The sequence below is a fragment of the Xanthomonas sp. SS genome, assembly GCF_014236835.1.
Lineage (GTDB): Bacteria > Pseudomonadota > Gammaproteobacteria > Xanthomonadales > Xanthomonadaceae > Xanthomonas_A.
The window spans coordinates 3,724,010-3,739,218 of record NZ_CP051190.1 but is presented as its reverse complement, the minus strand read 5'-3'; the positions used below and the strand labels follow the sequence as shown (position 1 = coordinate 3,739,218).

General features: G+C 69.2%; 13 protein-coding genes. 6 read left to right on the top strand and 7 right to left on the bottom strand.

Annotated features, from left to right (window positions below):
• Positions 1 to 56: 56 nt before the first annotated feature.
• Positions 57 to 512, bottom strand: a complete 456-nt coding sequence (locus tag HEP74_RS15455) for a hypothetical protein (protein ID WP_185813641.1) — start codon at positions 510 to 512, stop codon at positions 57 to 59.
• 192 nt (positions 513 to 704) lie between these two features.
• Between HEP74_RS15455 and HEP74_RS15450 the strand changes: the two genes are divergently transcribed.
• Positions 705 to 1,001, top strand: coding sequence for a hypothetical protein (locus tag HEP74_RS15450; protein WP_185813640.1), 297 nt, complete (start codon positions 705 to 707; stop codon positions 999 to 1,001).
• A gap of 41 nt (positions 1,002 to 1,042) precedes the next feature.
• Here the strand turns inward: HEP74_RS15450 and HEP74_RS15445 are convergent, their stop codons facing one another.
• From HEP74_RS15445 to HEP74_RS15415, 6 genes are all read right to left on the bottom strand, one after another.
• Positions 1,043 to 4,237, bottom strand: a complete 3,195-nt coding sequence (locus HEP74_RS15445) for an error-prone DNA polymerase (protein WP_185813639.1) — start codon at positions 4,235 to 4,237, stop codon at positions 1,043 to 1,045.
• On the bottom strand, positions 4,234 to 5,676 hold the full coding sequence (locus HEP74_RS15440) for a Y-family DNA polymerase (protein WP_185813638.1): 1,443 nt from the start codon (positions 5,674 to 5,676) through the stop codon (positions 4,234 to 4,236). The genes HEP74_RS15445 and HEP74_RS15440 overlap by 4 nt, the downstream gene beginning before the upstream one ends.
• Positions 5,677 to 5,686: 10 nt before the next feature.
• Positions 5,687 to 6,322 (bottom strand): translesion DNA synthesis-associated protein ImuA, encoded by a 636-nt coding sequence (gene imuA / locus HEP74_RS15435; RefSeq protein ID WP_185813637.1) that lies wholly within the window; start codon positions 6,320 to 6,322, stop codon positions 5,687 to 5,689.
• A complete protein-coding gene (lexA, locus tag HEP74_RS15430; protein ID WP_185813636.1) occupies positions 6,322 to 6,930 on the bottom strand; it encodes a transcriptional repressor LexA in 609 nt (202 codons plus the stop codon). The genes imuA and lexA overlap by 1 nt, the downstream gene beginning before the upstream one ends.
• A 182-nt stretch (positions 6,931 to 7,112) precedes the next feature.
• Entirely contained in the window at positions 7,113 to 7,805 is a 693-nt protein-coding gene (locus tag HEP74_RS22130) for a helix-turn-helix domain-containing protein (RefSeq protein WP_524540745.1), read from the bottom strand.
• A 59-nt stretch (positions 7,806 to 7,864) separates the two neighbouring features.
• Entirely contained in the window at positions 7,865 to 9,100 is a 1,236-nt protein-coding gene (locus HEP74_RS15415) for a citrate synthase family protein (RefSeq protein WP_185813634.1), read from the bottom strand.
• A 119-nt stretch (positions 9,101 to 9,219) separates the two neighbouring features.
• Between HEP74_RS15415 and prpB the strand changes: the two genes are divergently transcribed.
• The 5 genes from prpB to HEP74_RS15390 all read left to right on the top strand — a co-directional run bounded on the left by prpB (position 9,220) and on the right by HEP74_RS15390 (position 15,186).
• Positions 9,220 to 10,107, top strand: coding sequence for a methylisocitrate lyase (gene prpB, locus HEP74_RS15410; RefSeq protein ID WP_185813633.1), 888 nt, complete (start codon positions 9,220 to 9,222; stop codon positions 10,105 to 10,107).
• A gap of 31 nt (positions 10,108 to 10,138) precedes the next feature.
• Positions 10,139 to 10,741, top strand: a complete 603-nt coding sequence (locus tag HEP74_RS15405) for a DUF1003 domain-containing protein (protein WP_185813632.1) — start codon at positions 10,139 to 10,141, stop codon at positions 10,739 to 10,741.
• A 42-nt stretch (positions 10,742 to 10,783) separates the two neighbouring features.
• Positions 10,784 to 11,950 (top strand): bifunctional 2-methylcitrate synthase/citrate synthase, encoded by a 1,167-nt coding sequence (gene prpC / locus HEP74_RS15400; RefSeq protein ID WP_185813631.1) that lies wholly within the window; start codon positions 10,784 to 10,786, stop codon positions 11,948 to 11,950.
• Between the two features lie 279 nt (positions 11,951 to 12,229).
• Positions 12,230 to 14,842 (top strand): Fe/S-dependent 2-methylisocitrate dehydratase AcnD, encoded by a 2,613-nt coding sequence (gene acnD / locus HEP74_RS15395; RefSeq protein WP_185813630.1) that lies wholly within the window; start codon positions 12,230 to 12,232, stop codon positions 14,840 to 14,842.
• An 89-nt stretch (positions 14,843 to 14,931) separates the two neighbouring features.
• Positions 14,932 to 15,186, top strand: a complete 255-nt coding sequence (locus tag HEP74_RS15390) for a ribbon-helix-helix domain-containing protein (protein ID WP_185813629.1) — start codon at positions 14,932 to 14,934, stop codon at positions 15,184 to 15,186.
• Positions 15,187 to 15,209: the final 23 nt, after the last annotated feature.

Below are 15,209 nucleotides of genomic sequence, written 5' to 3'. Positions count from 1 at the left end.
TCCGCGCAGTTTTGACGGATAAAGAAACCGGATGCATTCGGACTTTCCATGGCGTTCTACCGAAGAGCATGGCTGTCGATGTGCGCGTCATGCTCGGCAAAACTCGACCACGGTCGTGTGTTCGACGCATCGCACGCCTTGATCGAAGACGAAGTCCAGGCGGGCGTTCGCCCGCTTGAAATGCCGGTTGCGCACAGTCGCGTTCTGCAGTGACGTAGCCAGGTCTTCTGGCAGGTGGACGGTCGAGCGCGCATGCGTTCGGTGCCTGCAGTCTGCCGCGCATCGCCAGCGGCTTTTCTGCCGTCGAATTGCGCCAGCCAGCCCGAACGCGCCCCGAACAGCGGATGGCTGCGCGCACGCTCCGACATGGGCGCCGTCCGTGCTTGCGCGATGGACGGCACGCAGCGACGTTGCTGTCGCACTTCGCGCCGCTGATCCGATTGTTCGATCCGCCGCCGCCGGGTTTCGTCGCAACACCGCTGGCGACGGCAGTTGCCTTGGCTATCTTCCATCGGCGCTGTCCGCACTGAGCGGATGGCGATACGCGCGGCCCGATGCCGCTGCGGCCTGTTTGCCGGTGCTCTCGGTGGTGGTGTGGCGATGCCGCGCCGCGCGCTGCAGTGCTGTGCAGCGATGTGCTGCAGCGCTTCAGCCCTGCGCGGCCGCATGGGGATGGCGGTCTTCGTCTCCGCTTGGGAGCAGCTATGAACAAGACACTCGCCGCGCTGGGTTTTTCGTGTTTGCTGATGGTGTGCGCGCCGGTGCAGGCGGCACCGGTGGAGTGCGACAGCATGGCTGCGACGGCCAAGCTCGTGGCCAGATATCGCCAGTTGGGCGGGCCGCTGTCGGATATCGCCAGCAACGGTTCGATCGGGTCGAGCAAGGCCAGGCGCGAACTGGCTACCACCATCTACCGCGAAGGTCTGGGCGAAGCCGAGGCGGTGCAACGGGCGACGCAGGCATGCGGCAAGGCGGCGGAGGCGCCGTCGCAATTGCCGTGACCCGTTCGTCGCGCAAGGCATGCGTGGTCGCGACTGCCGGCTCAATGGAAATCGCGGCTGCGGATGTCCAGGCCGAGCAGCAGCGGGGTCAGGTCTTCGAGGTGGCCGGCGATCAGGTGGCGCACGCCGTCGGCGGTTTCCAGGCGGCCGCGCACTGCCAGCAGCCTGGATTCGATCAGCGCTTGGCGCTGGCGATCGGCCAGGCGCCGCCACACCACCACGTTGACCAGGCCGTGTTCGTCTTCGAGGGTGAGGAAGGTGACGCCGCTGGCGGTCTGCGGGCGCTGGCGCATGGTCACCAGGCCGGCGATGGCGACCGCGCTGGCATGCGGTAGCGCTCGCAGTTCGCCGGAGTGGCGGTAGCGGCGCGCGCGCAGTTGCGCACGCAGCAAGGTCAGCGGATGTTTGCCGAGGGTAGTGCCGATGGTCGCGTAGTCGGCGCGGATGTCCTCGCCGAGGCTGGGCAGCGGTAAGGCTACCTGTTGTTCCTGCGTGGCCTCGAGCGGCTCGAACAGTGGACGCTGCGCTTCGACGCCGGCCACCGCCCAGCGTGCGCGGTGGCGGTGGCCGGCCAGCGGCTTCAGCGCGCCGGCGTCGGCCAGGCTGTCGCGCGCCTTGTCGTCGAGCGCGGCGCGATGGCACAGGTCGGCGAGGTCGCGGAACGGCGCCTGCGCGCGTGCCTGCTGCAGGCGCAACGCGGCGTCTTCGGCCAGGCCACGAACCATGCGCAGGCCCAGGCGGATCGCCGGCTGCACCGTCGGATCGGCACTGTAGGATTCCAATCCGCAATCCCAGTCGCTGTAGCGCACGTCCACCGGGCGCACCTGCAGGCCGTGGCGGCGCGCGTCCTGCAGCAACTGGTCGGGGTTGTAGAAGCCCATCGGCCAGCTGTTGATCAACGCGCAGGTGAAGGCCGCCGGTTCGTGGCGCTTGAGCCAGCAGCTGGCGTAGGTGAGCAGGGCGAAGCTGGCGGCATGGCTCTCTGGGAAGCCGTAGCTGCCGAAGCCCTTGATCTGTTCGAAGATGCGCGCGGCGAATTCGGCGCTGTAGCCGTTCTTGAGCATGCCCTTCAGCAGATCCTGGCGATGTGGCTCCAGTCCGCCATGACGTTTCCAGGCGGCCATCGAGCGCCGCAGTTGGTCAGCTTTGTCAGCGCTGTAGTCGGCGGCGACCATCGCCAACTGCATCACCTGCTCCTGAAACAGTGGGACACCAAGCGTCCGTTCGAAGACTTTGAAGAGCTGCGGTGGCAGATCATCGGCTTTTTCCTCCTTGTTGCGACGGCGCAGGTAGGGATGGACCATGCCGCCCTGGATCGGCCCCGGGCGCACGATCGCCACCTGGATGACGAGGTCGTAGAAAACTTCTGGTCGCAGCCGCGGCAGCATCGCCATCTGCGCGCGCGATTCGATCTGGAACACGCCGATGGTGTCGGCGCGCTGGATCATTTCGTAAGTGTCCGGGTCTTCGGCGGGAATGGTGGCCAGCGACAGATCGCGGCCGCGATGCGTGCGCAGCAGGTCCAGCGTGCGCCGCAGCGCGCTGAGCATGCCCAGCGCGAGCACGTCGACCTTCATCAGCCCGACCAGTTCCAGATCGTCCTTGTCCCACTGGATCACGGTGCGTTCGGCCATCGTTGCGTTCTCCACCGGTACCAGCGTGTGCAGCGGATGCTCGGAGATCACGAAGCCGCCCGGGTGCTGCGACAGGTGGCGCGGAAATCCGATCAATTCGCCGGTCAGCACCAGCAGCCGGCGCATCAGCGGCGTGTCCGGATCGAAGCCACGCTCGCGCAGCAGTTCCTGCGGCGATTCGGCAGGATCGCGCTGGCCGAGGGCGGCGGACAGCGCATCGACGGTGTCGCTGGGCAGGCCCAGCGCGCGCGCCACGTCGCGCACCGCGCTGCGCGCGTGATAGGTGATCGCCACCGCCGCCAACGCAGCGCGCCCGCGCCCGTAGTGGCTGAAGATGTACTGGATCACTTCCTCGCGGCGGTCGTGCTCGAAATCGACGTCGATGTCCGGCCGTTCCTTGCGCTCTTCGGAAATGAAGCGCTCGAACAGCATGCCGATGCGGTCGGGATCGATCGCGGTGACGCCCAGCGCATAGCACACGGCCGAATTCGCCGCAGAACCGCGGCCCTGGCACAGGATGTGGCGCGACCTGGCGAAGCGCACCAGGTCGTAGACGGTGAGGAAGTAGGACTCGTAGCCCAGGCGCTGGATCACGCCCAGTTCGTGTTCGATCAGGCGCCGCGCTTTTTCCGGCACGCCGTGCGGCCAGCGCACGGCGGCGCCTTGTTCGGTGAGCGTGCGCAGCCATTGCGTCGGGGTCTGCCCGGGCGGCACCAGTTCGTGCGGATACTGGTAGCGCAACTGGCCGAGGTCGAAGCTGCAGCGCTGCGCGATGCGCACCGATTCGGCCAGTAGCGCAGGCGGATACAGCGTGGACAGGGTGGCGCGCGGGCGCAGGTGGCGCTCGCCGTTGGCGTACAGGTGCGCGCCGGCCTCGCTCAGCGGCAGGCGCTGGCGGATCGCGGTCAGCGTGTCCTGCAAGGCACGGCGGCCACGCGCATGCATGTGCACGTCGCCGCTGGCGACGGCGGGCAGGTGCAGGCGCCGGGCCAGTTCCAGGCGCGCGTGCAGCAGGGCGTCGTCGTCGGGACCGCGCAGCAGTTCCACCGCCAGCCACAGGCGCTTGGGAAAGCGCGCCTGCAGCCAGGTGCCGTCGGCGTCGTCTTCGCGATGGTCGCGCGGCAGCCACAGGCACAGCAGGCCGTCGAGGTCGCCGTCGAAATCCTTGCGCAGCGCGCGGTAGCTGCCCTTGTCGGCGCGGCGGCGGGCCACGGTGATCAGCCGGCACAGCTGCTGGTAGCCGTGCAGTGTCTCGGCCAGCAGCACCAGCTTGGGGCCGTGTTCGATCTGCAGTTCGCTGCCGACGATTAGCGCCAGGCCGGTGTCGCGGGCCGCCTGCCAGGCGCGCACGATGCCGGCCAGGGTGCATTCGTCGGTGATCGCCAGCGCACGGTAGCCGTGCCGTGCGGCGCGTTCGAACAGTTCCCGCGCATGCGAGGCGCCGCGCTGGAAGCTGAAGTTCGACAGGCAGTGCAGTTCGGCGTAGTCGGGAAATGCGGTGCGCGTGCACGTGGCGTCGCGCGCCGGGACAGATGGCGTGGCCGGCGCCTGTGCCGGCGCCGGCACGGCGCGCAGCCGCGGACGTTGCGGGCCGTGGCTCATGCGAACCAGCCGTGCAGCATCAGCGCGTCCGGCGCATCGGCCGGCGCGAACACCCAGGCGCGCTGGCCCTGGCGGGTGCGCACGATGTAGTAGTCGCGGCGCACGTCGCCGTCGTCCCACCAGCCGCTTTCGATGCGTTCCGGGCCGGCCAGGCGTTCGGGGTCGCGCTCGCGCAGCGGGATCGGCCGAGTCAGCAGCCAGCCGGGGCGCGGCAGTGTGGCGGTTGCAGCCGCAGGCGCTTTGCCCGGTTTGCCCGACGCTGCCGGCTTGCCCGATTCGGCACGCCAGGCCTGTTCGGGGCGATGGTCGGCATGCGCGCGCAGGCCGTGCACGGCGTCGTCGCCGAGGCGTGCGCGCAGGCGTTCGCGCAACTGTTCCCAGGGCAGCGCCTGCTGCGCGCGGTCGTCGAACAGTTCGCGCGCGGCGGGCACGAACGGCGGCAGTTCGTCGGCGCGCAGGCGCATGGCCTGTACCGGCGCCGGTACGCTGGCGTGCTGCAGGCGGCCGCGCGCCAGTTCGAACAGCATCGCTGCATCGCGCTCGGCGGCGAGCAGCCCGACTGGCACCACACTGTCGTCCAGGCCTTCGTGTTCCAGGTGCAACTGGAAGCGCTGCACGCCGCCGTCGCGCCCGGCCAGGAACGCGGCCAGGTCGGCGGTCAGGCGGCGCAGCGGGAACAGCAGGGCCTGGCTGGATTCCACCGCATAGCCCAGTTCCAGCCGCGCATCGAAGCGGTCCGGCGGCAGGTAGTACTGCAGCGGCAGCGGCGCCTGCCCGCGCAAGGCATCCAGGTGCTGCAGCAGCGCGGGCGGGTAGCGCCGCGCCAGGCCGCTGCGCGGCAACGCGAACAGTTGCTGCAGTTTGCGCAGGCCCATCCGCGCGAAGGCGTCGGCCAGGCCCGGTTCCAGCCCGGCGCGGGCGATCGGCAATTGGCCCAGCGCGCCATGCAGCGCGGCATTGTCGAGCAGGGCGATGCCGTCGTGCGCATTGGCCAGCACGCGCGCGGCCAGCGGATGCGGCGCGACCACGATGCGGTGGCGGAAACCCAATGCGGTCAGCTCCTCGCGCAGGCGCGCCTCGAAGCGCGGCCAGGGACCGAACAGGCCGAGACTGGCCTCGATCTCCAGCAGCAACGCGCCGGGATAGTCGGTGCTGACCAGCGAGCTGAAGCGGTACGCCCACGCCGCCAGGAACTGCTGGCAGCGGCGGCTTTCCTCGGCATCGTGCAGGGCGGTGGCGAAGCGGTCGCACAGCGCCTGCGCGGTGGCCAGCGATTGCCCGGGCTGCAGGCCGCGCGCGCGCGCGGCGGCGTTGACCGCCTTCAGCGTGCGCCGCTGCGGCGGGCCGGCGAGCAGCGCCAGCGGTTCGTCCGGCGTCGGCCAGCGCCGCAGCACCGTGTCGAGCGCCAGTTGCGGCAGCAGGATGCAGGCCCAGCGCATGCGCGCGCGCTCAAGCCGAGGCCGATGACGGCGTAGCCAGCGCGGACAGCGCAATGGCGCGCGCCGGCGGCGTGCCGCCGCGGCACTTGAGCACGCGCAACTGCGCCGGTGCGGCATCGATGGCGATGCGCAGCGCGGCCGGCGACGGATTGGCCGCGGCTTTCAGCGGCCGGTAGGCGAAGCCCAGCGCGCGCCCGGTTTCGGCCGCCACCTGCAGCCGGCGCAGGGTCTTGTCGTTGGCCTGCGCCGGCCAGCACAGCACCGCCGCGCAACTGCCCGAACGCAGGCATTGTTCGGCGGCCCAGGCCGCGTCCGCGCCGGCGCGCACGATCTGCAGCTGCGGCAGCGCCACCCCGGCCTGTTCCCAGGCAGCGGGGTAGGGCAGATAGGGCGGATCGACCAGGACGATGCGGCCGCCGCCCTGCGACAGCCGCGCCAGCGTCGGCCACAGCAGCTGCAGTTCGCCGATGCCGTCGGCGGCGTGCAGCAGTTCGGTCAGCGCCATCTCCGGCCAGCCGCGCGCCGGCAGCGCGGCGTCGAGCGCGGCATGGCCGGTGGGCTGCGCGCTGGGTGGCAGCGCGGTCGGCTGGCCGCGCCAGACCCGGCGTTCGGCCAGCAGGCGGTCGAGGGCGACGACGGCCGCCATCAGCCTTGCCGGATCAGCCCGCAGTAATGGCCTTCGATGGCGAAGTCCTGCCCCGGCTGCACCACGATCGGCGCATAGGCCGGATTGCGCGGCAGCAGCTGGATGCGTTCGCCGTCGTGCCGGTAGCGCTTGATGGTGAGTTCGCCGTCCAGCCGCGCCACCACGAGCTGCCCGTTGCGCGCATCGGCGGCCCGGCGCACCCCGACCAGATCGCCGTCGAGGATGCCGTCGTCGATCATCGAATCGCCCTGCACGCGCAGCAGGTAGTCCGGACGCAGCGCGAACAGCGCGCGGTCCAGCCGCAACTGCTGGTCCAGGCCGATATCGGCGCCGATCGGCGCGCCGGCGGCGACCCGGCCCAGCACCGGCAGCCGCAGCAGCCCGCTGCGCGGCTGCGCCTGCGCCGGTCGCAGGCTGCGCGCCTGCTGCGGCACATGCTCCAGCAGCCCGGCCTCGACCAGTGCCTGCACGTGCTTGCGCGCGGCATTGCGCGAGGCGAAGCCGAAGCGTTCGGCGATCTCGGCCAGGCTCGGCGGCCGTCCGGCCTGCTCGGCGCAGTCGTGGACGTAGGCGAGGATGGCGGCGCGCTGCGGGGAGAGGGTATCCATGGTGTACATTTGTACACCGTTGTGGACAATTTGGCGATGCGGCTCACTGCATTAGCCACCTACCGGTGATAGCGGGCATTGGCTTTGCCATGGACGCATCCGTGCCATCCGGCGCTATCGCGATCGAGCGCTGGGCAGGCTTGCCGCCCCCCGTCTATGGACGCTACGGATTCCCGGCGCTGTCAGTCCCGTGCATCGGCCAGCGCTTTGCGCTTTGTCGCCGTCGATTTTTTGCCGGGTTTTTCCGTCTGGGCGAGGACCAGTCCGATCTGTATCTGATAACCCAGGGCCGTGGCGGCACGGCTCAGCGTATCCAGGGTCAGGCCGGTATCTGTTTCGTCCAGCACGCGATCCAGCTGCGAGCGGCTGGTGTTCATGCGTCGGGCCAATGCGGTCTTGGTGAGTTTGGCCGCCTTCATGGCTTCGGCGACTTGCCATGTGATCACGCGCTTGGCCGCGATGGAAGCGGCTTCTTCGAGGATGCCTTCCTCGGCGAGGAAGTCGTCGAAGCTGGATCCGATGTGGGCATTTCGACTCATTGCATCACCTCGTCTCTGCGCCGTTTGGCGGTTTCCAGATCGGACTTCGGGGTCTTGTCCGATTTTTTGACGATGCCATGCAACAGCACCATGTCCGATTTCACGATCGTGAAAAAATCCGCGCAATGCCCTCGGGGATCGTGCTGCGTATTTCCCAGAGGCGATGATCCATCTTGCGCACCAATGGCATGCCGGGGGCCAGCCCAGTTGCACCGTCTTCATGTCGCCGCCGATGGTTCTTCTGGCCTCGGCCGAGATGCCTTCCCTGAGCCAGCTCCGCACCGGCTCAGCGCCCGATGCAGATCGATAGAAGCGCACTTCCAGTGTGGTTTCCATATGCCGTGGTGTACTTATTTATGTACGTATGCAAGTTGCGGATTGCGTCCGCGCCGCGTTCAGCCCGGCGCCGAACCATCGGGCATCACCCCGGCATAGCGCGCCCGTGGGCGGATCAGCTTGCCCAGCGCCTGCTGCTCCAGCGCATGCGCCAGCCAGCCGGACAGCCGGGCGGCGGCGAACAGGACCAGGGCGTGGGCGGCGGGCAGGTCGTGGATGAGGCAGATCGCCGCGAGCATGCCGTCGATGTTGGGCGCCTGACCGCTGCAGTCCTGCGCCGCGGCCAGCACCGTTTCCACATGCCGCATCTGCGCGTGGTGGCTGCAGCGCTCGCGCAGCAGGCGCAGCACTTCGGCCGCGCGCGGGTCGCCGTCCGGGTAGAGGGCGTGGTGGAAGCCGGGCAGGTCGTCGCCGCGCTGCCAGCGTTCGGCGACGAAGGCGGCCGGGTCGGCGGCGTCCTGCGCGTCGCGCAGCAGGGCGTGGGCGCGGGCGGTGGCGCCGCCATGGCGCGGGCCGGACAGCGCGGCCAGGCCCGCGCTGACGGTGGCGTGCAGCGGTGCGCCGGTGGAAGCGACCACGCGCGCGGCGAAGGCCGAGACGTTGAGTTCGTGATCGGCGCATAGCACCAGGGTCGCGCGCACCAGTTCGGCGAAATCGGCATCGCCCTGGCGCCAGCGGTCGGCGATCAGGCGATGCACCGGCCGGGTGTCCGGCTGGGTGCCGACCAGCAGCGCGGCGTTCTGCCGCAGCAAGGTGGCGGCGATCTCGCGGCGCACCGTCGGCGCGGCGTTGAGCGGCTGGCGCAGCTCCAGGGCCAGCAGCGGAATGCAGGCCATGGCGCGCTCCAGCGGCGGCAGTGTGGCGTCGCCGGCCAGCGGCGCCACCCGTTGCGGCCACGGCGCGACCGGGGCCGCGGCGAACGGGTCTTCGTCCAGGCAATCCCACAGCAGCCGCGCGATGTCCTCCAGGCCGGCGCCTTCGCGCACCGCGGCCACCGCCGAGCGCCCGCGGTAGTAGGGGCTGTCGGGCCGGATCAGCGAGATGCGCGTCTCCAGCACCGGCAGGCCGCGGTCCAGGCTCTGCGCGGCGCCGCGCGCGGCACCGCGGCCGACCCGCTTGCGCTGCGCCAGCCGCTCCACTTCCGCGCGCAGGTAGGCGCGGCTGCGGTGGTCGGCGCCGGCGCGGGAACCGAGCAGGCCCCGGCTCACATAGGCATAGAGCGTGGCGCTGCTGATGCCGAGCAGGGCGCAGGCCTCGGCAGCGGAGATCAGGTTGCGGTCGGCTTCGGGGGACATGGGAATCCGCTGATAGGTTGATTCATTGAATCAAGATTGATCGGTCCGGGCGATGGTGCCAGATTGGCGGCCATCGCGGAACGGCCGTGCGGGCCGCCGCCCTCGCTCAGGAGTTCGCCATGTCGCACGTTTCCGCCGGTGCCCGTTTCCGCGCCGCGCTTGCCGCCGAATCGCCGCTGCAGGTGATCGGCGCGATCAACGCCAACCACGCGCTGCTGGCGCAACGGGCCGGTTACCGGGCGCTCTACCTGTCCGGCGGCGGTGTCGCCGCCGGCTCGTTGGGCCTGCCGGACCTGGGCATCAACACCCTCGACGACGTGCTGATCGACGTGCGCCGCATCACCGATGTCTGCGACCTGCCGCTGCTGGTCGACATCGACACCGGCTTCGGCCCGAGCGCGTTCAACATCGAGCGAAGCATCAAGTCGCTGATCAAGGCCGGCGCGGCCGCCTGCCATATCGAAGACCAGGTCGGCGCCAAGCGCTGCGGCCACCGCCCCGGCAAGGAGATCGTGAGCCAGGCCGAGATGGCCGACCGGGTCAAGGCCGCCGCCGATGCCAAGACCGATGCCGAGTTCTTCCTGATCGCGCGCACCGACGCGATCCAGGTGGACGGCGTGGACGCGGCGATCGAACGCGCCATCGCCTGCGTGGAGGCCGGCGCCGACGGCATCTTCGCCGAGGCGGCCTACGACCTGGACACCTACCGCCGTTTCGTCGACGCGGTGAAGGTGCCGGTGCTGGCCAACATCACCGAATTCGGCAAGACCCCGCTGTTCACCCGCGACGAACTGGCATCGGCCGGGGTGGCGATCCAGCTGTTCCCGCTGTCGGCGTTCCGCGCCGCCAACAAGGCCGCCGAGGCGGTGTACACGGCGATCCGCCGCGACGGCCACCAGCAGAACGTGGTGGACACGATGCAGACCCGCGAGGAGCTGTACGAACGCATCGGCTACCACGCCTTTGAGCAGCGCCTGGACGCATTGTTCGCCGGCAAGGGCGCATGATCCACGCCGGTTCCCCTGCCCGAGCATGTCCATGAACACCCACGTCGGCACCACGCCGCCACACGGCCGCATCGACCGCCGCCAGACCGCGCGGCAACTGCTGCAGACCGAGCTGGAGAAACTGCCCGACGCCGAGCGCGAGGTGGTGGAGCGTTTCATCGCCAAGCGCCATGTGGCGCGCGACATCGTCAAGCAGGCCGACCGCGACCGCTCGCTGGGCGAACGCATCGCCGATCGCGTGGCCGAAGTCGGCGGCAGCTGGAGCTTCATCATCGGCTTCGGCCTGGTGCTGCTGGCGTGGATCGTGCTCAACAGCGTGGTGCTGAGCGGAGGCTTCGATCCGTATCCCTACATCCTGCTCAACCTATGCCTATCGTGCCTGGCCGCGATCCAGGCGCCGGTGATCATGATGAGCCAGAACCGCCAGGCCGCGGTGGACCGCCTGCGCGCGCAGAACGACTACGAAGTGAATATCAAATCCGAACTGGAGATCCTGCAGGTGCACGAGAAGCTCAACCAGCTGCGCGAGCAGGACTGGGCAACGCTGGTCGAGCTGCAGAACCGCCAGATCGCCATGTTGCAGCAATTGCTCGAGCGCGCCGGCGGCCTGCCGCCTGACGCGCCCGCGCACTGATCCGCATTCGATGACACGACCGCGATACCCGGGAGACGACGCATGAACGACACCAACGCCAGCCAGGCCGCACCGGCCTTCAAGCCGAAGAAATCGGTGGCCTTGTCCGGTACCGCCGCCGGCAACACTGCCCTGTGCACGGTGGGCCGCAGCGGCAACGATCTGCACTACCGCGGCTACGACATCCTGGACCTGGCGCGCAGCAGCCAGTTCGAGGAGATCGCCTATCTGCTGGTGCACGGCAAGCTGCCCAGCAACAGCGAACTGCGCGGCTACAAGGCCAAGCTGCGTTCGTTGCGCGGCGTGCCGGCCGCGGTCAAGGCGGCGCTGGAACAGCTGCCGCCGTCGGCGCACCCGATGGACGTGATGCGCACCGGCGTGTCGGTGCTGGGCTGCGTGCAGCCGGAAAAGGACGACCACAACCATCCCGGCGCGCGCGACATCGCCGACAAGCTGATGGCCTCGCTGGGCTCGATGCTGCTGTACTGGTACCACTACAGCCACAACGGCAAGCGCATCGAGGTGGAGACCGACGACGATTCGATCGGCGGCCATTTCCTGCACCTGCTGCATGGCTTCAAGCCGCACGAAGAGTGGGTGCAGGCGATGCACACCAGCCTGATCCTGTACGCCGAGCACGAGTTCAACGCCTCCACCTTCGCCTGCCGGGTCATCGCCGGCACCGGCAGCGACATGCACAGCGCCATCGCCGGCGGCATCGGCGCGCTGCGCGGGCCCAAGCACGGCGGCGCCAACGAGGTCGCGTTCGAGGTGCAGAAGCGCTACGACACGCCCGACGAGGCGGAAGCCGACATCCGCGCGCGGGTCGAGCGCAAGGAAGTGATCATCGGCTTCGGCCATCCGGTGTATACGGTGTCCGATCCGCGCAACCAGGTGATCAAGGACGTGGCGCGCGAGCTGTCCGACGCGCAGGGCAGCCGCAAGATGTACGACATCGCCGAGCGCCTGGAGGCGGTGATGTGGGAGATCAAGAAGATGTTCCCGAACCTGGATTGGTTCAGCGCGGTCAGCTACCACATGATGGGCGTGCCGACCGCGATGTTCACCCCGCTGTTCGTGATCGCGCGCACCGCCGGCTGGAGCGCGCACATCATCGAGCAGCGCATCGACGGCAAGATCATCCGCCCCAGTGCGAACTACACCGGGCCGGAGGATCAGGAGTTCGTGCCGATCGACCGACGCAGCTGAAGTCTCCCCTCTCCCATCGGGAGAGGGGTCGGGGGTGAGGGTACGGGCGCAGCCTGGTGTTGTTTGGTTGCACAAGGCTACGTCCGGCCCCTCATCCGCCTCATGTAGGATCGAATTTGCACGAGGCTGCGCCCGTACCCTCATCCGCCTCATGTGGGATCGCATTTGCACGAGGCTTTGCCCGTACCCTCATCCGCCCCTTCGGGGCACCTTCTCCCGATGGGAGAAGGAAGTCCCGGCTTCGTTTTTGTTTTGCTTTTCCCAACTTTGTAGCCAGCTATGAACAGCCACTACCGCAAACCTCTGCCCGGCACTTCGCTGGATTACTTCGACGCGCGCGGCGCGGTCGATGCGCTCCGGCCCGGTGCCTATGCCGCGCTGCCGTACACCTCGCGGGTGTTCGCCGAGAACCTGGTGCGGCGCTGCGATCCGGCGACGCTGGACGCCTCGCTGATGCAGCTGATCGAACGCCGCCGCGACTTGGATTTTCCGTGGTTCCCGGCGCGCGTGGTGTGTCACGACATCCTCGGCCAGACCGCGCTGGTGGACCTGGCCGGGCTGCGCGATGCGATCGCCGAGCGCGGCGGGGATCCGGCGCAGGTCAATCCGGTGGTGCCGACGCAGCTGATCGTGGACCACTCGCTGGCGGTGGAATTCGGCGGCTTCGACAAGGCCGCGTTCGCCAAGAACCGCGCGGTGGAAGACCGCCGCAACGCCGACCGCTTCCACTTCATCGACTGGACCAAGCGCGCGTTCGAGAACGTCGACGTGATCCCGCCGGGCAACGGGATCATGCACCAGATCAATCTGGAGAAGATGTCGCCGGTGGTGCAGGTGCGCGATGGCGTGGCGTTCCCGGACACCTGCGTGGGCACCGACAGCCACACCCCGCACGTGGATGCGCTGGGCGTGCTGGCGATCGGCGTCGGTGGGCTGGAAGCGGAGAGCGTGATGCTCGGGCGCGCGTCGTGGATGCGCCTGCCGGATATCGTCGGCGTGGCGCTGAGCGGACGGCCGCAGCCGGGCATCACCGCCACCGATCTGGTGCTGGCGCTGACCGAATTCCTGCGCGCGCAGAAGGTGGTCGGCGCCTACCTGGAGTTCCACGGCGAAGGCGCCGCGGCGTTGACCCTGGGCGACCGCGCGACGATCTCCAACATGACCCCGGAGTTCGGCGCCACCGCGGCGATGTTCGCGATCGACCGGCAGACCATCGACTACCTGCGCCTGACCGGCCGCGACGACGCGCAGGTCGCGCTGGTGGAAACCTATGCCAAGGCCGCAGGACTGTGGGCCGACGACCTGGCCGCGGCGCAGTACGAACGCGTGCTGCCGTTCGACCTGTCCAGCGTGACCCGCAACATGGCCGGCCCGTCCAACCCGCACAAGCGCGTGGCGACCAGCGAGCTGGCCGCGCGCGGCATCGCCGACGAGACCAAGCTGGCATCCGGCAAGGCCGAACAGGCGCAGGGGCTGATGCCCGACGGCGCGGTGATCATCGCTGCGATCACCAGTTGCACCAACACCAGCAATCCGCGCAACGTCATCGCCGCCGGTTTGCTGGCGCGCAACGCCAACGCACGCGGACTGCTGCGCAAGCCATGGGTCAAGACGTCGCTGGCGCCGGGCTCCAAGGCGGTGCAGCTGTACCTGGAAGCCTCCGGGCTGCTGCCGGAGCTGGAGCAGCTGGGTTTCGGCATCGTCGGTTTCGCCTGCACCACCTGCAACGGCATGAGCGGCGCATTGGATCCGGCGATCCAGCAGGAAGTGATCGCCCGCGATCTGTACGCCACCGCGGTGCTGTCGGGCAACCGCAATTTCGACGGGCGCATCCATCCCTACGCCAAGCAGGCGTTCCTGGCCTCGCCGCCGCTGGTGGTGGCGTACGCGATCGCCGGCACCATCCGTTTCGACATCGAGAAGGACGTGCTCGGCGTGGACAAGGACGGCCAGGCGGTGACGCTGAAGGACCTGTGGCCCAGCGACGCGGAGATCGACGCGATCGTCGCCGCCAGCGTCAAGCCGGAGCAGTTCCGCCAGGTCTACGAGCCGATGTTCGCGCGCAGCGGGCTGGCCGCCGCGCAGGTGGCGCCGCTGTACGCATGGCGTCCGCAGAGCACCTATATCCGCCGCCCGCCGTACTGGGAAGGCGCGCTGGCCGGCGAACGCACGCTGCGCGGCATGCGCGCGCTGGCGGTGCTCGGCGACAACATCACCACCGATCACCTGTCGCCGTCCAACGCGATCCTGGCCGACAGCGCCGCCGGCGAATACCTGACGCGGATGGGCGTGCCGGAAGAGGATTTCAATTCCTACGCCACCCACCGCGGCGACCACCTCACCGCGCAGCGCGCCACCTTCGCCAATCCGCAACTGCTCAACGAAATGGCGGTGGTCGATGGCCAGCCGCAACGCGGTTCGTTGACCCGGCTGGAGCCGGAAGGGCAGGTGCTGCGCATGTGGGAGGCGATCGAGACCTACATGGCGCGCAAGCAGCCGTTGCTGATCGTGGCCGGCGCCGACTACGGGCAGGGCTCCTCGCGCGACTGGGCGGCCAAGGGCGTACGTCTGGCCGGAGTCGAGGCGATCGTGGCCGAGGGCTTCGAGCGCATCCACCGCACCAACCTGGTCGGCATGGGCGTGCTGCCGCTGGAATTCCGTCCCGGCACCACGCGCAAGACCCTGGGCATCGACGGCAGCGAGGTGTTCGACGTGCTCGGCGCGCGCACCCCCAGCGCGACGCTGACCCTGTCCATCGCCCGCGCCGACGGTACCCGCGTGGAAGTGCCGGTGACCTGCCGCCTGGACACCGCCGAGGAACTGGCGATCTACGAGGCCGGCGGCGTGCTGCAGCGTTTCGCGCAGGATTTCCTGGAGGCGTCCGCCGCCTGATTCGGCGGCATGCTCGAAAGGAAACGCTCGCGGCTTGCGCCCGCGGACTGGCGATGCAGAATTCGGCAATCTTGCTGTCGGGAGTGCGTATGGCGACCAAGAACATCTCCTCGCCGGAGGAGCACAAGCTGTTCGTCGACCAACAGGTGGCCGGACACGACTGCGGTTCCAGCAGCGAGTCCGTGCGCGGGTTGATCTGCGGGCAGTGCGACGCGGAAAACCTCCGTGGCGTGCTGCTGGAGGGAGCCGATTCCGGTCCAGCCACGGCGATGGAACCGGATTTCTTCGACACGATGCGCAAGCGGGCTCGGGATCGGGCCTTTCGCGGCCGCCAGCCTGCATGAACCCGGCAGCGTACTGCGGCGTT